At 37.7% G+C, this 24775-nt stretch carries 16 protein-coding genes, 2 tRNA genes and 2 pseudogenes; 12 read left to right on the top strand and 8 right to left on the bottom strand.

Annotation, left to right across the window (positions count from 1 at the left end):
• Window positions 1-8 precede the first annotated feature (8 nt).
• From BMX01_RS05010 to BMX01_RS04985, 6 genes are all read right to left on the bottom strand, one after another.
• Window positions 9-85 (bottom strand) — tRNA-Val (locus BMX01_RS05010).
• 78 nt (window positions 86-163) lie between these two features.
• The gene (gene apaH, locus BMX01_RS05005; protein ID WP_064082952.1) at window positions 164-961 is read right to left on the bottom strand and encodes a bis(5'-nucleosyl)-tetraphosphatase (symmetrical) ApaH; all 798 of its coding nucleotides are present in this window, start codon (window positions 959-961) and stop codon (window positions 164-166) included.
• Between the two features lie 59 nt (window positions 962-1020).
• Entirely contained in the window at window positions 1021-3000 is a 1980-nt protein-coding gene (locus tag BMX01_RS05000) for an exoribonuclease II (RefSeq protein WP_064082953.1), read from the bottom strand.
• Between the two features lie 190 nt (window positions 3001-3190).
• Window positions 3191-3979, bottom strand: a complete 789-nt coding sequence (locus BMX01_RS04995; RefSeq protein WP_074647878.1) for an enoyl-ACP reductase FabI — start codon at window positions 3977-3979, stop codon at window positions 3191-3193.
• Between the two features lie 169 nt (window positions 3980-4148).
• Complete coding sequence (cmoA, locus tag BMX01_RS04990; protein ID WP_064082955.1) at window positions 4149-4883, bottom strand: carboxy-S-adenosyl-L-methionine synthase CmoA; 735 nt, start codon at window positions 4881-4883, stop codon at window positions 4149-4151.
• Window positions 4883-5674: an alpha/beta fold hydrolase gene (locus BMX01_RS04985; RefSeq protein WP_064082956.1), complete on the bottom strand. Its 792-nt coding sequence runs from the start codon at window positions 5672-5674 to the stop codon at window positions 4883-4885. The genes cmoA and BMX01_RS04985 overlap by 1 nt, the downstream gene beginning before the upstream one ends.
• 123 nt (window positions 5675-5797) lie before the next feature.
• Between BMX01_RS04985 and seqA the strand changes: the two genes are divergently transcribed.
• The 10 genes and pseudogenes from seqA (at window position 5798) to BMX01_RS08000 (ending at window position 18806) form a co-directional block, all read left to right on the top strand.
• Complete coding sequence (seqA, locus tag BMX01_RS04980) at window positions 5798-6358, top strand: replication initiation negative regulator SeqA (RefSeq protein WP_064082957.1); 561 nt, start codon at window positions 5798-5800, stop codon at window positions 6356-6358.
• Complete coding sequence (gene menE / locus BMX01_RS04975) at window positions 6359-7777, top strand: o-succinylbenzoate--CoA ligase (RefSeq protein ID WP_064082958.1); 1419 nt, start codon at window positions 6359-6361, stop codon at window positions 7775-7777.
• Window positions 7777-11124, top strand: a pseudogene (gene mscK, locus BMX01_RS04970) (mechanosensitive channel MscK). The gene menE and the pseudogene mscK overlap by 1 nt, the downstream one beginning before the upstream one ends.
• Before the next feature lie 8 nt (window positions 11125-11132).
• On the top strand, window positions 11133-12215 hold the full coding sequence (gene aroC / locus BMX01_RS04965; RefSeq protein ID WP_064082959.1) for a chorismate synthase: 1083 nt from the start codon (window positions 11133-11135) through the stop codon (window positions 12213-12215).
• Between the two features lie 51 nt (window positions 12216-12266).
• Window positions 12267-13097 (top strand): penicillin-insensitive murein endopeptidase, encoded by an 831-nt coding sequence (gene mepA / locus BMX01_RS04960; RefSeq protein WP_064082960.1) that lies wholly within the window; start codon window positions 12267-12269, stop codon window positions 13095-13097.
• 11 nt (window positions 13098-13108) lie between these two features.
• Window positions 13109-15025 (top strand): DNA topoisomerase III, encoded by a 1917-nt coding sequence (locus BMX01_RS04955; protein WP_064083055.1) that lies wholly within the window; start codon window positions 13109-13111, stop codon window positions 15023-15025.
• A 128-nt stretch (window positions 15026-15153) separates the two neighbouring features.
• A complete protein-coding gene (gene secG, locus BMX01_RS04950) occupies window positions 15154-15483 on the top strand; it encodes a preprotein translocase subunit SecG (protein WP_064082961.1) in 330 nt (109 codons plus the stop codon).
• Window positions 15484-15498: 15 nt separating this feature from the next.
• Window positions 15499-15584, top strand: a tRNA-Leu gene (locus BMX01_RS04945).
• 513 nt (window positions 15585-16097) lie between these two features.
• Window positions 16098-17243: pseudogene (locus BMX01_RS04935) on the top strand (S8 family serine peptidase); the annotation flags it as partial.
• Window positions 17244-17276: 33 nt separating this feature from the next.
• Window positions 17277-18806, top strand: a complete 1530-nt coding sequence (locus BMX01_RS08000) for an autotransporter outer membrane beta-barrel domain-containing protein (protein ID WP_327216414.1) — start codon at window positions 17277-17279, stop codon at window positions 18804-18806.
• Between the two features lie 92 nt (window positions 18807-18898).
• Here BMX01_RS08000 and BMX01_RS04925 read toward each other — a convergent pair whose 3' ends face one another.
• A complete protein-coding gene (locus BMX01_RS04925) occupies window positions 18899-20569 on the bottom strand; it encodes a formate--tetrahydrofolate ligase (RefSeq protein WP_064082965.1) in 1671 nt (556 codons plus the stop codon).
• A gap of 118 nt (window positions 20570-20687) precedes the next feature.
• Between BMX01_RS04925 and BMX01_RS04920 the strand changes: the two genes are divergently transcribed.
• Complete coding sequence (locus BMX01_RS04920; RefSeq protein ID WP_064082966.1) at window positions 20688-21131, top strand: YcgN family cysteine cluster protein; 444 nt, start codon at window positions 20688-20690, stop codon at window positions 21129-21131.
• A gap of 130 nt (window positions 21132-21261) precedes the next feature.
• Here the strand turns inward: BMX01_RS04920 and BMX01_RS04915 are convergent, their stop codons facing one another.
• Entirely contained in the window at window positions 21262-21792 is a 531-nt protein-coding gene (locus tag BMX01_RS04915; RefSeq protein ID WP_064082967.1) for a single-stranded DNA-binding protein, read from the bottom strand.
• A 146-nt stretch (window positions 21793-21938) separates the two neighbouring features.
• Between BMX01_RS04915 and uvrA the strand changes: the two genes are divergently transcribed.
• Window positions 21939-24767, top strand: a complete 2829-nt coding sequence (gene uvrA, locus BMX01_RS04910; protein ID WP_074647872.1) for an excinuclease ABC subunit UvrA — start codon at window positions 21939-21941, stop codon at window positions 24765-24767.
• The last annotated feature ends 8 nt before the right edge of the window (window positions 24768-24775 follow it).

Below are 24775 nucleotides of genomic sequence, written 5' to 3'. Positions count from 1 at the left end.
AAAAGAAATGGTGCAGCTAGCTGGACTCGAACCAGTGACCCCCACCATGTCAAGGTGGTGCTCTAACCAACTGAGCTATAGCTGCACAATGGAAATAATTCTAATAAACAATATAAATGATTGCAATATGTGAAGCGATTGATTGCCTTTATTTTAAGCGTTCTTACCTAAAAATTTGTTTAGTCTGCCAATTTATGATGGTTAGATGATTACCCCATGCGCAGCCTGTATCAAGGGCATAAATATTGCTTCGGTTCGTTTTTCCCATTAAGCTTGCCCAATGGCCAAATAGAATATCGTGCGTATCGTATAATGGATTATCAAGTTCAAACCAAGGTTTTAGGGTTACTGGCGCTTTTTCAATCGGCAATTTACAACTAAAATCTAACCGCTTATCGGCGTAACAAAAACGCATTCGAGTAAATGCATTTAGGATATAACGCCAACGTGCTATGCCTGTTAAATTATCCTGCCATTGATCGGGAGTATTGTCATACATTTCGGCAAGATAATCGGCATAATTATCGCTTTGTAAAATCATTTCGGCTTCACGTGCGCAACTAAGTGTTGTGCTAAGGTCCCACTCTGGACTAATGCCCGCATGAACTAATAAAAAGTTGTGTGTTGGGTGTTTAACCATGAGCGGTTGTTTTCTAAGCCAGTGTTGTAACTCAAGGCGATCAGGTGCAGAGAAAAGAGCTTCGAGTTTATCTGTTGGTGTTACTTTTTTGATCCCGACTAACGTTGCTAAGAGATGCAGATCATGATTGCCTAATACCGTTCTGATATTGTTTTTGGGATCTTTTATAAAGCGTAAGCAAGCTAATGAATGTTCACCACGCGCAACGATATCTCCCGTTAGCCATAATTCATCATAGTTAGGGTTATAGCCGATTTTGTCAAGCAGTTGCTGAAACTCAGTAAAACAACCATGCAAGTCACCCATAATATAAGTCGCCATTGTTACTCCTAAAATAAGCGGTTAATTTTTGATAAATAGGTGGAGAATTGAGTGATTTGCTATTTAATAATATTACCTAACACTGAACGTGTTTCTAACCGCACATCGGTTAGTTTTACACGGGTAGCTTGCCCTATTTGATAAACTTTTTCCCCTTTAATGTAAAGTGCAATTTCTTCAGGAATAAAATCAATTTCATCTTTATTTTCGTGTAATGTTGAACAAGGAATGAAAATTTGTGCGCCATTTTCTAGTACTTTAGCACGAATACCACCACGTGAAATATCGGTAATTTCGCAGTCAAATTCTACCCCTTGTGTTGCGATTGGGAGCAAATAGCGTGCATATAACCAATCTGCGATATCACGTTCGACTAAACGATTTTGGCGGCGTGCTTCTTGTAAGCGGGCTAAAATTGTACTCTCTATGTGCTTAATTGGCTGATTTAGTAATACTTGTTTGATTAAACGGTGGTTGACTATATCACCATATTTACGGATAGGTGAAGTCCAAGTGGCATAATGGCTAATACCTAGACCAAAATGAGGGGTGACTTCAGCCTTAAATTCAGCAAACGTCAAGTAACGGCGTAAACGTAATTCGAGGAATTTTTCCGGAAAATCTTCAATATAACGTCGCATTGCACAATAGCCATCGAGTGTTGCTAATTGTGTTGGGCTAAAGAGATCTGTTAACTCAGAACGATTTTCATCAGTTGCTAAAGTATTGAGTAAGAATGTTTGTACCGCTTCATAATTTTTAGGATCAAAACCTGCATGACTGTTAAAGATACCTGTTTTGGCATGTTTAGCTAAGAATTGTGCACAGCAAATATTAGCAATAATCATCGCTTCTTCAATAATTTGGTTAGCAATGCGGTGATATTGAATCTGAATGCTTTTGACGGAACCATCTGCATTTAACTCAAAGTTATAATCCATTTGTTCTTTAAACAATAAAGCATTTTTTGATCGCCATTGAATGCGAGATTGTGTAAATTGATGTAGCCAATCGATTTGTTGTTTTAGTTCAGCACAATCAGGTTGCCACGCTTGCGCTACGCCTTCTAAATAGTCAGAAACATTGTCATATGCTAATTTTGCTTTCGATTCTACCCAAGCGGTATGGAAACTAGCGTCTTTTATTAGATTGCCGTTAAGATCGGTTTCAATATAAACAACTAACGCAGGGCGTTTTTTGTTTGGTACGAGGGAACAAAGATCATCAGAAAGCTCACGTGGCAACATAGGAATGTTGAACCCTGGTAAGTAGTTTGTGAAACAACGCTGGCGGGCTGCGTGTTCAATGTTTGAGTCTTCGGCAATATAAGCAGTGGGATCTGCAATTGCAACCACTAAACGCCAGCCTTGTTGGATAGCATTTTCAGTGATCGGCTCAATGAATAATGCATCGTCCATATCTTGCGTAGATGGGCTATCTATGGTGGTGAAATATAAATGTGATAAATCTTCACGAGGTGATTGATCTTGTAAAGTATAGGATTGTTCAGTCTTTACCGATTCACGTGGTTGTTGATGGCGAGCAAGTGTAACCCACCAAGGCGCAAAATGATCATCCGCTTTACAGATAAATTCAGTGACTTGTGCAAAGAAAAAACGATCATCTCGTAATGGATGGCTTTTTAATTGTGCGACTACCCAGTCGTCATTTGCTAACGGTTCTGTTACTTTTTTATGCGTAGTCGCGGGAATATTTAGTCTGATTTGTGGATGGTCAACCGCTAATTGTAGTTTACCATCTTTATTAAAACGAACTCGTGCAATAAAACGATCTAACATAGGGTCAATTAAGCTATCTATTTCGACCGATTCCTTATCGCCTTCTCGTTTTATAACCGCTTTGACATTATCTCCATGCATCACTTTTTTCATTTCAAGCGGTGGAATAAAGTAACTTTTTTTATCAGCTTCTAAAAAGCCAAAATTTTTATCTGAGGCCTTTACTTTACCCTCAACATATTCTTTATTTGCTTCAATTTGTTGTTTTAGCTGAGCTAGCAGTGGATTGTTTTGGAACATAATTTCTCTTATTTATGTATAAAAAGCACGCAAAAGTGCAATGGTAGTTGTTGCTCATTATAAAGGATTTTTCTGTAAATTGTCTGAATAAAATGAACTAAATAGCGAGTAAATTAGTATGTGTTTTGGCTATATAGTGGTGAATAAAAACGGACGCGATTGCGTCCGTTATTATTGTGATTTTAGTTATTTATTCTTCGCCTAGCTCACCCATTGCTGTGATACTAAAACCGGCATCTACATGTACTATTTCACCCGTAATACCTGAAGCTAAATCAGAACATAAAAATGCAGCGGAATTACCCACATCATCAATGGTTACTGTACGACGTAATGCGGCTGTTTTTTCAAATGCAGAGAGCATTTTCTTGAAGTTGTTAATTCCTGAAGCGGCTAAAGTGCGGATTGGACCGGCTGAAATAGCATTAACACGAATGCCTTCTTTACCTAAGTCTGCTGCCATTACACGTGTTGCTGCTTCTAAGGAGGCTTTAGCTAAACACATTACATTGTAGTTAGGAATTGCACGTTCAGCACCTAAGTAGCTTAATGTCAACAATGAGGCATTTTCATTTAAATATGGGCGTGCAGCTTGTGCCATTGCCACAAAACTATAGGCACTGATATCGTGGGCAATACGATAGCCATCACGTGTTGCCGCATTTACATAATCTCCATCGAGTTGATCGCCAGGTGCAAACGCAATTGCATGGACGAAACCATCAAATTTTTGCCAGTGCTTGTTTAATTCAGTAAAGCAATTATGAATAGATTCATCTGTTGCAACATCTAATGGTAGCACAATATCTGAACCAAATTCTTTGGCAAATTCTTCAACGCGTGGTTGTAGTTTATCATTTAAATAAGTGAAGGCTAATTCAGCACCTTGTGCCTTCATTGCTTTAGCAATACCGTAAGCAATTGAACGGTTACTTGCAAGACCTGTCACTAAAATACGTTTACCCGCTAAAAAGCTCATAGTGTTTCCTCTTTGATTAAATTCGTTGGGTGGTTGGCTCTTATCCGCATTTAAACGCGGCATAAAACTTAGCGATTATAGCTAAAAAATAGCGCTTTGAGCAAATCTAGTCAATAGTAAGTGGCCTGATCCGAGTTGTATTGGAAAAAAGAGAGGGGAATTTGACCGCTTATGGTGATTGTTTAATCGCTACCATAGAGCCAAAATTAAAACATTGAAACCAAAGTTCGATTTGTGAGAAACCTGCATCTTGTAAACGGTTTTTATGAGTTTGAATGCTATCTGTTAACATAACATTTTCTAAGGCGGTACGCTTTTGGCTTACTTCTAGTTCACTGTAACCGTTTGCGCGTTTGAATGTGTGGTGTAAATCGACTAATAATTCATCTATTGTATTATCGACAAAAGAGAATTTTTCGGAGAGGATTAGGATGCCATTTGGATTTAAGCCGTGGTAAATTTTAGTCAGTAATGCTATGCGGTCAGTGCGTGGTAAAAATTGTAAGGTAAAATTTAGTACTACCATAGAAGCATTTTGAATTTCAATATTACGAATATCATCACATACAATATTAACGGGGATATCAGAATGATAAGCACTTAAATGTGAACGGCAACGTTCAACCATGGGTCGAGAATTATCGACTCCAATAATGCGAAAATTTTTTGTTGGCGCATTTCGCCTAATAGATAAAATGCTAGCGCCTCTTGAACAGCCTAAATCATAGACATTCGATCCTTCAGTCACAAAGCGTTCTGCCAGCATTCCAATAGCGGTAATAATATTGGAATAACCGGGTATAGAACGTTGGATCATGTCGGGGAATACATCCGCAACTGATTCATCAAAAGTAAAATCACCTAACTTTTCGATGGGGGTTGAAAAAATCGTATCTCTATTCATTATAGTCTTTGATCCTTGTTTAAAAATTTAGTAATAGCTCGTACTACAGCATCAGGTTTTTCTACATGCACCCAATGATTTGCATTTGCTACAATAAATGATATAGCCTGAGGAAATTGGGCTAGGATTGTTGCTGTATCTTTAGCTTGAATATAATCTGAATCAGCACCTTTAATAAATAAGGTTGGTTTATCAAAGAAAACCGTTTGCCAATCCATTAAATATGGATATTGTGCTTTTAAAGCGCTTAAATTAAAATGAAAACGTTCACTGCTTTGAGCATCAAAACTTTTTAATAAGAACGGTTGTTCTTGTTCATTAATCAAGTTTTGCATAGCTTGCTGTGCTTGTTGGCGAGTCAGCGCTTGAGAGGCTTTTACTGCAAATAACCCTTCAAATATATTATCGTGGCGATTAAGCGGATTACTGACAGGGGCAATGTCTATAACCACTAATTTATCGATCAGCTCTGGCGCCATATGCGCGAGAGTCATTGCTGTTTTGCCTCCCATAGAATGCCCCACAACAATTACCTCAGTAATATTTAAATAAGTAAGCAGATCAATCAGGTCTTGTGCCATTAGGGAATAATTCATCTGTTCAGAATGAAAAGATCGACCATGATTACGCAAATCTACCCGTAGGATATTAAATTGTTCCGCAAATTTACGAGCAATAATGCCTAAATTATTCATATCGCCAAATAAACCGTGTAAGAATAACATAGTTTGAGCATTTGGCTGTTGAATTGCAGGCTGAAATTGATAATTAAGATACATTTTTTTTGACATAAGTAATTATTTTTTATGCAGTTATTTTATTTCATTAAGATCCTGTTAAAAGATCTTGAATCTGTATTATAATGCTGATCACTCATTTAACAGTCAATCATTTAACAAATTTCAGAGGATCAGATGAAAACAATCGAAGTTGATGATGAATTATATCATTATATTGCGAGTAGAACCCAAGCAATTGGCGAAAGTGCATCAGATATTTTACGTCGTTTGTTGCGTTTGCCATCATCGCCACAACCTTTTGTGCTTGTGCAACCCAATATTGCTGAAGAATTGAACGCATCTACTAAATCAACTAACCAAGCTAAAAAGCAAACAAATATAGAAAAGACTGTGCAGAAGTTTGAACGAGTACTTAAGTCAGAAACTTTTGTGAATGAAACAAAAAATGTAAGACGTTTTTTAATGTTGCTTTCGGCTCTGCATATTTCAGATCAACAAGGCTTTGCAAATGCAACAGCGGTTGTAACTGGCACAGAACGTACATATTTTGCCACAAATGAAGATATGTTGTTAAGATGTGGCAACGGCGTAAAGGCAAAAAAAATTCCTGATTCACCATTTTGGGTCGTAACGAATAATAGTACAGCAAGAAAAGGTTTGATTTTGACCGCTGTAATGCAATCAATGCAAATGCCTAGTCATTTAATTGATCGTGTGCGAGTATTATTTGCATAAATGGTCACATTTTCCCTTTTTCCTACTGCGTATTGGGCAGAACAGAAAGCTCAAGAGTCTGCTATTATATGGCAAAAGGGAAAACAGCTTGATGCTACGGCTGTTCCTCATCAGCTGAGCTGGGCTGATTTTCATCAAACCATTCTTAAAACTGCGCAATACTTCCATGTTCAAGGTATCACCTCAGCTAAGTTAATAGCTTATTCAGGGCAATCAAAGTTCAATGGGCTATTATGTTATTGCACTGCATTGGCGATCGGTGTCCCGATCTTAATGTTAAATCCCGCGTTAAATGAAGGGCAACGCCAAGCAATTCTATCTGATAATCAAGTTGAGTTTTTGATTACCGATCAGCTGTTTAAAGATTTATTAGCGGATATTTTGCCACAAACAACCGCCTATAGCTTGTCAGAACTCAATATCGATCAGCCCGCAACATTAACGCTCACCTCAGGCTCTACAGGATCACCCAAAGCGGTCGTTCACTCTATTCGTAATCATTTAGAAAATGCGGTTGGAGTGTGCCAATTAATGCACTTTACGCAGACGGATTGTTGGCTATTAAGTTTACCGCTTTTTCACGTTTCCGGACAAGGCATTGTTTGGCGTTGGTTATTACAAGGTGCCACGCTTTATTTAAATGATGCGAAAGCGCAATTTTTTGATTGTTTAGCCAATGTTTCGCACGCTTCTTTGGTGCCGACGCAATTACAACGCTATTTAAAAGAACGGAGAACCAATACGCTTAAGCAAAAATTTTTATTAGGAGGGAGTGCCATTCCTGCAACATTAATTCAGCAAGCACAACAACAAGGTATTACCACTTATGCAGGTTATGGTATGACAGAAATGGCATCAACAATTTGTGCGGTTGAAAATGAAATAGATAATGTGGGTCGGCCATTAGCTGGGCGTTCAATACGCATTGTAAAAAATGAAATTTGGGTAAAAGGAGCGGGCTTAGCATTAGGTTATTGGCAAAAAAATGGTGAAATTCAACCGCTTGTTAATCAACAAGGTTGGTTACAGACTAAAGATTGTGGTAAATGGAACCAACAAAGTCAATTAGTCGTCAAAGGGCGATTAGATAATATGTTTATTTCAGGTGGGGAAAATATTCAGCCAGAAGAAATAGAACAGCTGATTTATCAATCCAGTTGGGTGCAACAAGTATTTGTTCTTCCCAAAGAAGATAGCGAATTTGGCCAGCGGCCGGTTGCGGTTATTCAATTTAATAGTGGTGATTTTACTGAAAATGTTACAAAGCTGATGGCTTGGTTAACCGATAAATTAGAAAAATTTAAATTGCCGATCGCGTATTATCCGTTAAATATGCAAGATTATGAACAACAGGGCAACATTAAAATTGCTAGACAACAAGTGCAAACAGCATTAACTAAATTATTAAGGAAAAATTAATTATGAAACTGATGCGAAATGTTATCTTATTTTGGTTGAATTTATTTGTATGTAGCAGTGTGCTACTTGCGGCTGAATTACCAAGCTATAAAGTGATTGAAATGCAAATTAATGATGCAAAAAAGCTAGATAAGAACGATAGCAATAATGCACTGGTGAAACACCTAGAAGAAACGCGTAGTTTGTTAGAGAAAATTGCTCAGCAAAAAAATGATAATGAAGATTTAACGAAAGAGATTAAAGGCGCGAGTGTTGCATTAGGCATTAGCCAAATGAATATTGAAAAATTAAAAAATATAATTGTGCCAACAGTTGATATGTTGGAAAAAAGTTCGATTGGCGATTTACAAAAAGCATTAGCGAGTTTAGAAGCTGAATTAGAAATGATTCAGACCGAATTAACCACTATCAATGGTAATTTAGTAGCACAAAATACCGTGCCTGATAAAGCACAATTAGCTTTAGCAGATAATGCAACTCGGCGACAGATGATTAACGCTGCACTAGGTAATACCAACCTTTCTTCAGCAGAAAAAGTTAAATTTGAAACAGAATTAACCTTATTAGATCTACAAAATGGTTATAACTATGATTTATTACGTGGCACAGAAGAATTAACCACTTTATATGATAGTCAATTAGATGAAAAGAAATTAGCTCAGTAAAATATGTTATCTAAGCTGGCTAATTTACAAATGGCAATCAACCGCAAATTAGTTGAAGATTCAAAAAATAAAGTTGAACAGGCAGAACAATCACAACAACAAGTTAAAGCAGATACTAATCCATTGATTGTAAAAGAGTTGGCGTTTAATACCAAAATCAGCCAAGAATTACTTAAACAAACTACGGATATGAGCCAATTATCGCAAGATAATTTACGCATCAAAAATGTGTTAGAAAATTTGCAACAAACGCAACGTAATATTGATGAACAAATTAGTTCATTGCAAGGCACCTTAGTATTATCTCGTATTATCAATAAACAAAGACAATTATTACCGCAAGATCAGATGATTTTAGGTTTATCCAAACAAATTGAGGATTTACGTGTACGTGTTTTTGATATCACGGAATTAAGAGATGCTATTGCTGATGAGAAATCGTATATTGCCAAAGCAGAAAAAAATGAAAAAACAACTTTGTCTGATACAGAACGACTACAGCTAAAAGCTATTTTACAGGAACGTGCAGAAACGTTAACTGAGTTAGTTAAATCGCTAAATAGTCAGTTAAATTTATCAATAAATATCGAGTTAAATCAAAAACAAGTACAAGCTATCAGCGATACTTTACAACAGAAATTACAACAGCAAAGTTTCTGGGTAAAAAGTAACTCACCGATGGATCTAGACTGGTTTATGAAGTTTTTCACAACGGCTGGTTTCCAATTAAAAGATTTAGCTAAGCATTTGGATTTCTCTAATTGGCACAATAATATTGTGTCAGCAAGTCTATTAATTATGCTATTGCTATTTATGAACTGGTTGATTCAACGCAAAAAAGAGCAGATCAAAAAACGGTTGACCAGAATTAATAATAGTATGTTAACCATAGCGACTGATAGTCAATGGAATACGCCCACTGCGATTTTTTGGACGATTGTGCTTTGTTTACCGAGTACTTTTTTCTTTTTAATCTCATTTATTTTAGTCACGGATACATTTTTCCAAGAACCGGTAGATATTTGGCCTTGGGGCGCTAAAATGGCAGGTTATTGGCTGTATTTTGCCTTTTTAGTCGCCATGTTACGGCGCAATGGCTTAGGGTTCCGACACTTTAATATGCCACAGAAAAGTAACCAAGCTTTCCGTAGAATGATCAAGCGTTCTGTTTGGTTAATTGTGTTATTACTCAATACATCACTGTTTACTAATTTAGAAACAGGCGTTGCTTATGATATTATTGGTCAGATAATGACTATTTGTGTATTAGGTGTAATGGTCTTTTTAGTGGTGCCGGGCTTTAGAAATGCGATTTCAACTTATCAACATGTTGCTAAAGAAGAAAAAAGCCCACGTAATTTTTTACTGACTCTCGTTCGTATTGTGCTATTGCTTGCACCAATAGTGTTGATCATCTTGATTATTTTAGGGTATTACTACACCGCATTAGTGCTAATAAAACATTTGATTTCAACTTATTTTGCGGAGATTACTTGGATTATTATTCGTAATGTGTTTTATCGCGCATTTAGCGTTGCTTCTCGCCGGTTAGCGTATCGCCGTTTGAAAGATAAACGCGAACAATTATTAAAATCTGCTACAGAAGAAACGAATAGCACGGGAGAAGATGTTCCCTTTGAATTGCACGATGACACAATGGCAGTCAGTGATATTCGTGATCAAATGTTGAAGATTACCGACTTTTTATTATGGGTTGGCTTATTTGGTCTATTGTATTGGGTTTGGTCTGATTTAATTACCGTTGCTTATTATTTAGATGGCGTAACGTTATGGCAACAAGCCACTGTCACAGAGACCGGCACTGTAATGGAGTCGATTACCCTGCTCAACTTATTGATTGCATTTATTATTGTAGCGGTCACTTATGTATTAATTCGTAACTTAAGCGGTTTATTAGAAGCTATTTTCTTCTCACATATCAAACTTTCACAGGGTACGCCTTACACGATCACGACCTTACTCACTTACCTAATGATTGCATTAGGTGCTATTTCAGCCTTTTCAATGCTAGGGATGTCGTGGAATAAACTACAATGGTTATTTACCGCTTTATCGGTTGGATTAGGTTTTAGTATGCAAGAAATCTTTGCTAATTTTGTATCAGGCATCATTATTTTATTTGAACTACCGATGCGGATTGGTGATACCATAACTATTGGTGCATTTAGTGGCACCGTATCCAAAATCCGTATTCGTGCGACAACTTTAGTTGATTTTGACGGTAAAGAAGTGATTGTGCCCAATAAAGCCTTTGTGACTGAACGATTAGTCAATTGGGCATTAAGTAGCTCAGCAACACGTTTAATTGTTAAAGTCGGAGTCGCTTATGGTTCTGACCTTGAAAAAGTCAAAGCGCTATTGTTACAAGCTGCATTAGAAGACGATAAAGTGTTAAAAGATCCTACGCCACGCGCATATTTTTTAACTTTTGGGGAAAGCACCTTAGATCATGAATTACGGGTTTATGTTGAACAATTAGGCGATCGAAATCCAACACTAGATTTCTTAAATCGACGTATTTATGAATTATTTAATCAAAATAATATTGAAATTGCCTTTAACCAAATGGACGTATTTATTAAAAATAAAGATACACAAGAAGAGCTAAAAGTAGCCAGTAAAACATTTCAATTTAATGATGAAGCAACAATGAATAAATAGGAAACATAATGGCAGGCAATAGCATTGGACAGTTATTTAAAGTGACCACTTTTGGCGAATCACATGGACTTGCTTTGGGATGTATAATTGACGGACTCCCGCCCAATATGGCGTTATCTGAGGCGGATATTCAACCAGATTTAGATCGGCGTAAACCCGGCACATCACGTTATACCACTGCTCGCCGAGAAGCCGATCAAGTACAAATTTTATCGGGAGTATTTGCGGGAAAAACGACCGGTACTAGCATTGGCTTAATCATTAAAAATAATGATCAACGCTCAAGTGACTATCGTGAGATTATGGATGTATTTCGTCCAGGACACTCTGATTATACTTATCAACAAAAATATGGTATTCGTGATTATCGTGGTGGCGGACGTTCATCTGCGCGAGAGACCGCAATGCGAGTGGCCGCCGGAGCGATTGCTAAAAAATATTTAAGTGAACAATTTGGCATTCAAGTACGGGCTTATTTAGCTCAAATAGGCACAATCAAAATTGATCCTACTTGTGTAGCGGATATTGCGCAAATTGATTGGAAATATGTAAACAACAATCCGTTTTTTTGCCCTGACGCAACGGCAGTACCAAAATTTGATGAATTAATTCGTTGTTTGAAGAAAGAAGGCGATTCAATGGGGGCTAAATTAACCGTGATTGCAGAAAATGTCCCAACAGGTTTAGGCGAACCTGTTTTTGACCGCTTAGATGCTGATTTAGCTCACGCATTAATGTCAATTAATGCCGTAAAAGCGGTTGAAATTGGAGATGGTTTTGCGGTAGTGAGCCAAAAAGGTAGTCAGCATCGTGATCAAATGACACCAAATGGCTTTCTTTCTAATCATGCCGGTGGCATTTTAGGTGGTATTAGTTCCGGTCAGCCTATTATAGCACACATTGCCTTTAAGCCGACCTCTAGCATTATGGTGCCGGGTAAATCGGTTAATATGGATAATCAAGCGATAGAATTAGTCACTAAAGGACGCCATGATCCTTGTGTGGGTATCCGCGCGGTACCGATAGTGGAAGCAATGGTTGCTATTGTATTGCTTGATCACCTACTTCGTTTCAAAGCACAGTGTGGTTAATATCACGCTATTCTGAACACTGAACATTTTTTTATTTATTAGGAAAGCAAGATGAATGTATTGAAAAGCCTGCTTTTATTCAGTTTTACTTTATCTAGCCTAGTCAGCCAAGCGACTCTGTGGGAGAAAATCCGCCAACCCGTTGCAGGGCAACCGCAATCGATCGGTGGGTATAGTAATGGTTGTATTATTGGTGCTCGGCCGTTAGCACTAAAAGGCAATGGTTACCAAGTTATTCGCTCAATTAAAAACCGCTATTATGGCCATCCTCAGTTATTAAGTTATTTAACTGATTTAGCTAAACGCACTCGGACAGCAGGTCTACCACCAATTTTAATTGGTGATATGGGCATGCCCGCCGGTGGCCGTTTTGCTTCAGGCCATGCTAGCCATCAGACGGGATTAGATGCAGATATTTGGCTACGTTTTGGACCAATGGATGATAAAACCGCCCGTAATCCAGCCGGTTTGGCGACTATTATGGTGAATCGCACTTTACAACGTGTAGATGAAAAACGTTGGACAAACCAACACACTACTTTAATTAGACTGGCTTCCCAAGATCAGCGAATGAACCGTATTTTTGTCAATCCAGCGATTAAGCTTAAATTATGTCAAACAGCGGGTAAAAATCGTGCTTGGTTACAAAAAATCCGACCTTGGTATGCGCACGACTCACACTTCCACGTTCGATTAAGTTGTCCAGCTGATGCTCGAAATTGCGAGAATCAGCCACCAATTGTCGCAGGTGATGGTTGTGGTGATGAATTGCATTCTTGGTTTTTGCCAGCGCCCGCTAATGCGACTGCTGCTAAGCCAAAAGTAATACCAATGGCGCCCGTACAATGCCAAATGATCCTTTCCTCACAAGGCCTTAATTAATTGATTATATGATGCGAGTGTTTTTAGCCGAAAAACCGAGTTTAGCCCGTGCGATTGCTGAAGTATTGCCTAAACCTCATATCCGAAGCGATGGTTATATTCAATGCGGTGAACATGATTATGTGACTTGGTGTATAGGCCATTTACTTGAACAAGCCGAGCCAGATGCATATGATGAACGTTTTAAAACCTGGCGAATGGAGCATTTACCGATTATTCCAAAGCAATGGAAATTAATTGCTAAAAAACAAACCGCTAAACAGCTTAAAGTGGTCGAAAAATTAGTTAAAAAAGCAGAAATATTAGTCAATGCGGGCGACCCTGATAGAGAAGGCCAATTATTAGTTGATGAAGTATTTAATTATTTAAATGTGCCTGCGAGTAAAAAAAGCCAAATACAACGCTGTTTAGTTAGTGATCTTAATCCAACTGCAGTCAGTAAAGCCATCAATAAATTACAAAATAATTGTGATTTTATACCGCTTGCTACTTCTGCGTTAGCACGCGCAAGAGCAGATTGGTTGTATGGCATTAATATGACTAGAGCCTATACTCTACAAGGCCGTTGGGTTGGTTATCAAGGCGTGCTTTCAGTCGGGCGCGTACAAACGCCTGTATTAGGTTTAATTGTACGGCGTGATCTTGAGATCGAACATTTTACACCTAAAGATTATTTTGAAGTTTTAGCACATATCATTGTGCCAACCACACAAGAAAGATTTACTGCCCTCTGGCAGCCAAGTAAAGCATGTGAAGATTACCAAGATGAAGAAGGAAGAGTACTCTCGCACGCATTGGCGGAAAATGTTGTTAAACGTATCGGTGATCAAACCGCTTGCGTGACTGATTATCAAGACAAAACCGAAAGTGAAATAGCACCTTTACCTTATTCGCTTTCAGCACTACAGATTGATGCCGCACGCCGTTATGGTCTATCGGCTCAAGCAGTATTAGATATTTGCCAAACCTTATATGAAACCCACAAATTAATTACTTATCCTCGTTCAGATAATCGTTATTTACCAAATGAACATTATAACGAACGGTTTAACGTCGTGGCAGCGATTGCACATCATCTGACTGAATATCAACAAAAACCCGAAGTCGTTAACTTAGCATTACGTGGCCGTTGTTGGAATGATAAAAAAATAGAAGCACATCACGCCATTATTCCGACCGCTAGGCAAGGCAATCTGCGACTCACTGAAAATGAACAACGGATTTATCGCTTGATCGCTTGTCAATATTTAATGCAATTTTGCCCAGATGCAGAATATAGCAAAAGAAAAATCACTTTAGATATTGCGGGAGGCACGTTTATTGCTCAAGCTAGAAATTTAGTGACTGCAGGTTGGAAAGCCTTATTAGGTAAGGAAGACTGTGATGAAATGATTGAACCATTGTTACCCACAGTACAGAAAGCACAACGACTGCATTGTGAGAAAGGGGAAATTATCAGTAAAAAAACACAACCGCCACGCCATTTCACTGATGCAAGTTTGTTATCCGCTATGACAGGTATTGCACGTTTTGTGCAAGATAAACAGCTTAAAAAAATACTACGTGAAACAGATGGTTTGGGTACAGAAGCCACTCGTGCAGGTATTATTGAATTGCTCTTTAAACGCGGTTTTGTTACCAAAAAAGGGCGTAATATTCAAAGTACTGAAACAGGACGAGTTTTAATTAGCGCCTTGCCAGATATAGCGACTCAACCAGATATGACTGCCCAATGGGAAATGCAACTGAAACAAATTAGCCAAAAACAAGTCACTTACCAACAATTTATGCACCAATTAATGACTAAATTACCCGAGCTACTGCATACAGACCGACAAAAATTGCAAAAACTCAACACAATTACACCGCTTAAGCTATCTGCTAAGCAAGCACATACTAAAGCATCAATAATGGCTGATGAAAAATAAGTCAAATGTGGATGGCGTAATAAAATTTACTTGCAACCAAAATGCATAATCTATATCATACGCCCCATCGAAAATTGATTTTAATCTTGAAATCACTTACTTTATCGCGTACAGAATAGAGAAATCAAATGTTAAATGTACTCACAATTATTTATCTTATCGTTGCTGTAATATTAATCGGTTTTGTGCTTATGCAACAAGGTAAAGGTGCCGATACAGGTGCTTCGTTTGGCGCCGGTGCTTCAGGAACGGTATTTGGTTCAGCAGGTTCAGCAAATTTTTTATCAAGAACAACCGCTTTTTTAGCCACTATTTTTTTTGCACTTAGCTTATTAATCGGCAATTTAAACTCACATAAAACAGGTAACGTAAGTCAGTTTGAAGATTTAAGTGGTATTCAACAAAAGGTAGAACAACCTACAAAAGTTGAAAATCAAAATAATGATATTCCTCAATAATATCTAATCAAAAAAGCTCTGGTGGTGGAATTGGTAGACACGCTATCTTGAGGGGGTAGTGTCCATAGGATGTGCGAGTTCGAGTCTCGCTCAGAGCACCAAATACAAAAACGCTAATCATCTGATTAGCGTTTTTTTTCATTTTTATATTGTTTTTTAAACAAACAATGGTGTTAATTGCATTATTGACGATTTCTATACTTTTCTTTACAAAAAATAGATTATACTTGCTTGCAAGTAATTTTGTTTATTTATTATTGTATAATTGGTAAACAAAAATATTGGGTGGTAGATAATTTTGTAATAGCAGTAATAATTGCAAATTATTTTAAAATCAATTCAGGTAAAGAAAGGATTTTTATGTTGTACAAAAAAACACTTTTAGCAGCAAGTATTTTAACTTCTATTAATGCTTTAGCTTATGACGATCTAGATAATCGATATTATAGTGGTTATTATGGGATAGACCTGATTACTATTATTATGGTTATGATCAGAGTTATCCTAGTACTAGTACTAGTACTTATAATTCGCATGATAATATTATATGGCGTAATAAATTTAGGGAATATGATGCTAACGATCCTAATAATAAAAAAGCCATAGAAAATAAATTGACAGGTGAAGGTGTTCTAGTTGGTGTGCTTGATAGTGGATTCAGCAATCCATTTATGAAGGACGATATAATTAGAAAATTTAGTGGTCATGCTGCAATTATGAAAACGGATCGTTTTACTGTAGCGGGTACCCGTGGTATTACTGTAAGCGAGATGATTGCAGGTAATAAGGATCAGCATAATAATGGCATAGCGCCAAAAACGAAATTATTATTAGCCGATATATCTACAGGTAATGCTAGTGGTGTATCGCCTTCCTTAGAAATCTATAATGCTTTATGGAACAAAGGGGCTAGAATATTTAATCAGTCTTTTGGTATTAGGAATCAAGTAACAGACTTTTCTAATATAGAAATTTTGAATCCAACAAGAAGATTTCGTAGAAAATATAATAGAAATTATTATAAAGTCCCATTTAAAAGAGAAATATTAGATTTTTACAGTCAGAAAGTTAATGACAATGGTCTATTTATTTGGGCAGCAGGTAATGAGCGAGGAGATAAAAATCCATCTTTAGAACCGGGCCTACCACATTTTGAACCCAACTTAAAAAAAGGTTGAATATCTGTTGTTGCAGTTGCAGCAAGACATCAAAGTGGATTAGGAGATTTTAATTGGAGTAACCTTAAACCTTATTCTCAAGCCGGTGTGGCAAAAGATTGGAGTATTACAGCAGTAGGTGATTATGCATTCGATATTTACCATATACCAATAGCGAAAAGGGTCACTATGATTGAGAGTGGTTCCTCGTTTGCTGCACCGGCAGTAATAGGCACAGCTGCGCTAGTTAAGGAAAAATATCCTTGGATAACGAATGAACAAATCAAAATGACAATTTTGAGTACGGCAACGGATATTGGTGCAGAAGGTGTTGATGATGTGTTTGGTTGGGGGCTATTGGATGTAGAAAAAGCCACTAAAGGACCGGCTATATTTGATAAACGTCTGACTGATGGAAAAGATGTTGTATTAAATGTTAATAATAACTATACCAATTATTATGGCTATTATTATAATCGTAATCCATATCAATTTGAGAATGATATATCAGGCGATGTGGGTTTAATAAAAAAAGGCAATGGGCATTTGATTTTATCTGGGAATAGTACTTTTACTGGTAATACTGTTATTGAACAAGGGACATTACAGATTAATAATAAAAGATATGATTCACCGATGACGATAAATAAAAATGGTGGATTAGTTACATCTAATACTAATTTTAGTAATGGCGTAGAGAACAGAGGATATTGGAGATCTTATGGTCATTCTACAGTTCCATATTATAGATCGATATATGGTTCTACACTACATACTTCTCCTAACTCGTCAGTTCGAGTTAATGGTACAGCTATATTAGATGGTTCAACGTTAGCAATGAGTTCAGAAAACTACGTGACTTCTAATGGGGAAAAATTTATACCAGTTATTGCACAGAAAATAGAGGGGGACTTTAAAGTTAAACCTCAAGGAATGTATTCTGTAACAGCGAAAGTGATAGATAACAAAATAGAGGCTAGTTTAAAACGACAAGCCGTAGAAAAGTATGTACAATCTAATCTGAATAGCGATAGTATGATACAAAATGTTGCAGTAGCTTTAGAGACAACAATGGTCGCTATTGATAATCAATTACCTACCTATCGTTCCTTACTTTCTGCGCCAATTACCAAAGTTCTTGCGGAGTTACAGCAAGGTAAACTGAACGATAAAAACGAAGAATCTACATTCGATAAACTCTCCGGGCAAATCTATGCTTCTGCTCAGGCGTTAACCTTCCAAAATGCTGAAGCGGTGAATAAAGATTTATCTAACCGTTTAGATACCTTAGGCACATCAGCGGATCCAACGTTAGCATCGGGGGCTTGGGCGAGTGCAATCTATGCAAATGGTAAATTAACACAACCAGGCTTTGGTGAAGGTAAAACGCAAACTTTAGCAGGGCAGGTCGGTGCTGATACTATGGCTGCCGATGATGTTATTGTAGGGGCTGCGATGAACTATTCTAAAGCAAATGTTACTTTTAACCGCTATGGTGGAAACTCTCAAGCTAAAGGTGTCGGTGTTTCACTTTATTCTCGTTTAAATAATATCTATTCAACGCCAGTATATTTACAAGGTCGATTAGGCTTTGGCAGTGTTAATAGTGATGTAGAACGTGAGTTAGTTCAAGAAACACAACAACAAAAAGGTAAAGTAAACCATCGTGATAAAGTTATTTCTGCTTATATTGAGAGCGGCTATAATCTTAAACAAAATGATTTTACCGTGACGCCATTTATAGGGGTTGCTTATGACAATGTTATTCGTGGAGCATTTACTGAAACAAATAGTCAGTTAGGTTTAACTGCACCAAAACAGACCTATGCTCAAACGAGTGGTTTAGTTGGATTACGTGTGGCTCACCAACTACGTTATGCCAACGGTATGAAAACCACTTTACAAGGTTATGTCAATCATCAAGTTGCCTTTAACCAACAAGATTTAAGCTATACTGCAAAATATACCGGAGCTAATAATGTTCTTAATCATGCAGATTTTAAAGTAAAAGGTATTGGATTAGTGAAAAACAAAACATGGTTAGGTATTGGATCAACAACAGAAATTACACCAAATACTACTTGGTATGTTAATTACGATCTTAAATTAGAAAATACTAAAGGTTATAATAATGTAGTAAGTGCAGATATCCATGTTAAATTCTAAGCGTACTTTTATGTAGGTCAAAATAAAATCACCGCTATGTTTTAATAGCGGTGATTTTTTATCTGCTAAGCGAATTTATTGAAAATAATATATTAAAACAAACCGCTAATTATACCATTTTCATCGACATCAATCCGATTTGCTGCTGGATTTTTAGGTAGGCCTGGCATTCGCATGATACTGCCACAAATTGCAACAATAAAACCAGCACCCGCTGAAACAGTAATACTTCGCACAGTAATGTTAAAACCAATAGGACAGCCAAGTAATTTAGCATTATCGCTTAATGAATATTGTGTTTTTGCCATACAGATTGGTAACTTATCTAAAGCTAATTTTTCTAATTTTTTAATTTCTGCAAGCGCTTCAGCACTAAAGTTTACATCGGTTGCACCATAAATTTTTTGTGCTATTGCAGTGATTTTATGTTGAATACGGTCATTAACATCGTAAGCAAATTGGAAATTATTTTGTTGTTCATCAATTGCTTTTAACACCTTATGCGCTAAATCGACGCCACCGACAGCACCTTTAGCCCAAACTTTCGTTAATGAAACTTCAACGCCTTGTTTAGCACAAGCGGTTTGGATTAGCGCTAATTCTGCATCAGAATCTGACACAAAACGGTTTAAGGCGACTACAACCGGCAAACCTAGTACATTTTTTAAATTAGCAATGTGCTTCAGCAAATTTGGTAAACCTTCTGTTAATGCCTCAAGATTTTCTTCCGCTAAATTAGCTTTTTCTACGCCACCGTTATATTTTAAGGCACGTACAGTAGCCACAATGACTGCAACATCGGGTTTTAATTCTGCTAAACGGCATTTAATATCACAGAATTTTTCTGCACCAAGATCAGCGCCAAAGCCCGCTTCTGTAACGGCATAATCACCTAAATGTAATGCTAAACGGGTGGCGATAACTGAATTACAGCCATGGGCAATATTGGCAAAAGGGCCACCATGAATAAATGCAGGACTGCCTGCTATTGTTTGTACTAAGTTTGGTTTGATTGCATCTTTTAACAGTGCAGCCATTGCACCTTGTGCATTTAGATCTTTAGCGTAAACCGGTTGTTTATCTTTGGTATATGCGACTAAAATATTGCCTAACCGTGTTTTTAAATCCGCTAAATCTTTGGCTAAGCAGAAAATCGCCATTACTTCAGACGCAACGGTAATATCAAAACCATCTGGGCGAATAACACCATCGGTAGTGTTGCCTAAACCGCCTAGAATATTACGTAATTGACGATCATTCATATCAATTACGCGTCGCCATAGAATCCGTTTTGGATCAATGTTTAATGCATTACCTTGATAAATATGGTTATCTAATAACGCCGCGAGTAAATTATTAGCACTCGTAATTGCATGAAAATCACCGGTAAAATGCAAATTAATATCTTCCATTGGCAATACTTGTGCATAACCCCCACCCGCAGCACCGCCTTTTACTCCGAACACGGGGCCTAAAGACGGTTCACGAGCAGCAACCACTGCTTGCTTCCCAATATGATTTAACGCATCAGTTAATCCAATTGTTACGGTTGTTTTGCCTTCGCCTGCCGGAGTTGGATTAATCGCAGTAACTAAAATTAATTTACCGTTTTTAGCGGGCAATTTAAAGGCATCGGCAGGATTAATTTTGGCTTTATATTTACCATATTGCTCGATTTGATCTACTGTTAAACCTAGTTTTTCGGCTATATGATTAATGTGTTGCATAGTTGCAGATTGTGCAATTTCTACATCGCTTTTCATTGATTGTTCTCCACTATTTTTTGATTTTGGCAACCGATTGCTTGATTTGCGTTAGCTTAGAATATGCTAAAATGGCGCTAAAATAAAGTAAACTAACAAACTTTTAACAAAAAAGAATATGGACCCATTAGAAGATAATTTTTGGCAGAAAAAATCATTGATTGAAATGAATGAAACAGAATGGGAAGCACTCTGTGATGGTTGTGGTAAGTGTTGTTATCGTAAGTATTTATACGGTAAAGGTAAGCGCGAGCGGTTATATTATACATCGATTGCTTGTAATTTACTTGATATCAATAATGGCCGTTGTATGAATTATGCAAAGCGCTTTAAATTAGAGGCAGATTGTACAAAATTGACTAAAAAAAATTTAGCCGATTTCAGTTGGTTACCTAAAACCTGTGCTTATCGGTTATTGTATGAAGGCAAACCGCTTTTTGATTGGCACCCATTGATCTCAAAAGATCCAAATTCCGTTAAAAATGCGGCGATATTAATTAATCATGGTATTCATGAAAAAGATGTGATTGATTGGTTTGAATGGATCATTGATGAAGTTTAAACAAATATCATGAAGTTAATGGTGACTTAATGGGCGTATATCAGCATTTTTTACATGATATCTAAAAGAGAAGTTTTATAAATAAAACTTCTCTGATAATAGTATGTTATATTTTGAGTATATAAGCAATTTAGAATGGGATATCATCATCAAAATTATCCATCACAGGCTCAGCCGCCGGTTTAGTACGATTTGTCTGAGTTGTTGAATACGCTTGTGTTTGGTTAGGATTATAATTGCTAGCGCCTTGATTATAATTATTTTGTACGGAAGCTGGTGCATTCCAACCTGCTTGATTTTGATGAGTAGCAACATCACCGGCTTGATTACGTCCACCTAGCATTTGTAATACATCGCCTTGAATTTCAGTGGTATAGCGATCTTGCCCATTTTGATCTTGCCATTTGCGCGTTTTTAAGCGTCCTTCTACATAAACTTGAGAGCCTTTACGTAAATATTGCCCTGCGACTTCTGCTTGACGGCGATAAAACACAATACGATGCCATTCAGTTACTTCACGGCGTTCGCCTGTGTTTTTGTCTGTCCAGCTTTCACTCGTTGCTACGCTAATGTTAGCAACGGCTTCGCCATTTGGCATGGTTCGCATTTCAGGATCGTTGCCTAAATTGCCGACGATAATCACTTTATTAATTCCTGCCATAAAATCCTCTATTTAAATAAGTGTCACTAAATTTTGATACTATTCTACTGAAAAATCAGAAAAATGCACGCACTAAAACTGATATTTTGTACAGCTTTGAAATATGCGATAATAATTAAAATTTTTTGAGCATAGAGCAAATCATAATGAAATCTATCGACATTCGTGGTGCAAGAACCCACAACCTTAAGAATATCAATTTAATTCTACCAAGAGATAAATTAATTGTAATTACCGGCTTATCAGGTTCTGGTAAGTCTTCTTTAGCCTTTGATACTCTCTATGCGGAAGGGCAACGTCGTTATGTTGAATCACTTTCAGCTTATGCACGGCAGTTTCTATCATTAATGGAAAAGCCCGATGTTGATCATATTGAAGGTTTATCGCCGGCGATTTCGATTGAACAGAAATCAACGTCACATAACCCACGCTCAACCGTTGGCACTATTACTGAAATTCACGATTATTTGCGTTTGTTGTTTGCTCGAGTAGGTGAACCGCGTTGTCCAAAACACGATTTGCCATTAGTCGCTCAAACCATTTCGCAAATGGTTGATCGCGTGATGCAAGAGCCTGAAGGTAAACGCTTAATGTTATTAGCTCCGGTTGTGCGTAACCGTAAAGGCGAACATGTTAAATTATTAGAAAATTTGACCGCTTCAGGCTATATCCGTGCCAGAATTAATGGTGAAATTTGTGATTTATCCGATCCTCCCGTGCTTGAATTACAGAAAAAACACACTATTGAGGTGGTGGTAGATCGTTTTAAAGTACGATCGGATATGATGATTCGTTTGGCGGCGTCGTTTGAGACTGCATTAGAATTATCGGGATCTACGGCGATTATCGCTGATATGGACGACCACAGCGCGCCAGAAATTGTCTTTTCTGCTAGTTTTGCTTGTTCTGAATGTGGCTATTCATTACCTGAATTAGAACCTCGTCTGTTTTCCTTTAATAATCCTGCCGGTGCTTGTCCAACTTGTGATGGTTTAGGTGTTGAACAATATTTTGACCCCGCTAAAGTAGTACAGAACCCAGATGTTTCTTTAGCAAGCGGTACAATTAAAGGTTGGGATCGCCGTAGTTTGTATTACTTCAGCCTATTAACCGCAGTGGCTAGTTATTATGCCTTTGATATTGATACGTCATTCGCGCAATTGCCCGCTAAAATCCAGCAAATTATTTTATATGGATCAAGCGATGAGATTGAGTTTTTTTATATCAATGATCGTGGCGACAAAATACAACGCAAACATACCTTTGAAGGTGTATTAAACAATATGGCAAGACGTTATAAAGAAACCGAATCGAATGCCGTGCGAGATGAATTAGCCAAATATATCAATAATCGAGCTTGTTTGGCTTGCCAAGGTTCACGTTTACGCCAAGAAGCGCGTAATGTGTTTATCGAACAAGCCAATTTACCTGAGATAGCCGAAAAATCGATTGGTGAAGCATTAACTTTTTTTGAACAGCTAGAATTAAATGGTCAACGAGCCAAAATTGCTGAAAAAATTCTAAAAGAAATTCGTGAACGATTGCAATTTTTGGTGAATGTTGGCTTAAATTATTTATCGTTATCCCGTTCAGCAGAGACGTTATCCGGCGGTGAAGCACAACGAATACGTTTGGCAAGCCAAATTGGTGCAGGCTTAGTGGGGGTCATGTATGTGTTAGATGAACCTTCAATTGGTTTACATCAACGCGATAATGAACGGCTACTCAATACGCTGATTCATTTACGTGATTTAGGCAATACCGTGATTGTAGTAGAACACGATGAAGACGCTATCCGTGCGGCTGATCATATTGTTGATATTGGTCCAGGCGCAGGGGTACACGGTGGTCAAGTTATTGCACAAGGTGCAGCTACTGAAATTATGCAGATCGAAGCTTCTATTACCGGTCAATATTTAGCCGGCAAACAGAAAATTGAGATTCCAACTGAACGAATGCCTTATGATGCCAACAAATTACTGATTTTAAGCGGAGCAAGCGGTAATAATTTAAAACACGTTGAGTTAGTGATTCCTGTTGGTTTATTTACTTGTATTACCGGAGTATCTGGTTCAGGCAAATCAACCCTCATTAATGATACTTTGTTCCCATTGGCACAGAATGCGTTAAATCGTGCGGAAAGAACAGATGTTGCGCCTTATCAAGCGATTGATGGCTTAGCTCATTTTGATAAAGTGATTGATATTGATCAAAGCCCGATTGGTCGGACACCGCGTTCTAACCCTGCGACTTACACCGGTTTATTTACGCCAATTCGTGAATTATTCGCCGGTACTCAAGAAGCACGCGCACGAGGTTATAACGTTGGACGTTTTAGTTTTAATGTGAGAGGCGGGCGATGTGAGGCTTGTCAAGGTGATGGTGTAATTAAAGTAGAAATGCACTTTTTACCGGATGTGTATGTGCCTTGCGATCATTGTAAAGGCAAACGCTATAACCGTGAAACGTTGGAAGTTCGTTATAAAGGCAAAACGATTCACCAAGTATTAGAAATGACTGTCGAAGAAGCGCGTGAGTTTTTTGATGCTATTCCAGCGATTGCACGTAAATTGCAAACGTTAATTGACGTAGGATTATCGTATATCCGCTTAGGTCAATCATCAACCACTTTGTCGGGGGGCGAAGCACAGCGGGTTAAATTAGCTACTGAATTATCCAAACGCGATACCGGTAAAACGCTCTATATTTTAGATGAACCGACCACAGGATTACATTTTGCCGATATTAAACAACTATTAGCCGTATTGCATAAATTACGCGATCAAGGCAATACCATTGTCGTGATTGAACATAATTTAGATGTGATTAAAACGGCGGATTGGATCGTTGATCTTGGCCCGGAAGGAGGGGCTGGAGGCGGGCAAATTATTGCACAAGGTACGCCTGAAGACGTGGCTCAACAACCAGGCTCTCACACCGCGCGATTTTTAACACAAATATTGGCGAAAGGTTAAGGCTATTA

Source organism: [Haemophilus] ducreyi (assembly GCF_900109315.1).
GTDB lineage: Bacteria > Pseudomonadota > Gammaproteobacteria > Enterobacterales > Pasteurellaceae > Haemophilus_B > Haemophilus_B ducreyi.
The sequence above is the reverse complement of the archived record's forward strand: the minus strand, read 5'-3'. Positions and strand labels throughout refer to the sequence as shown.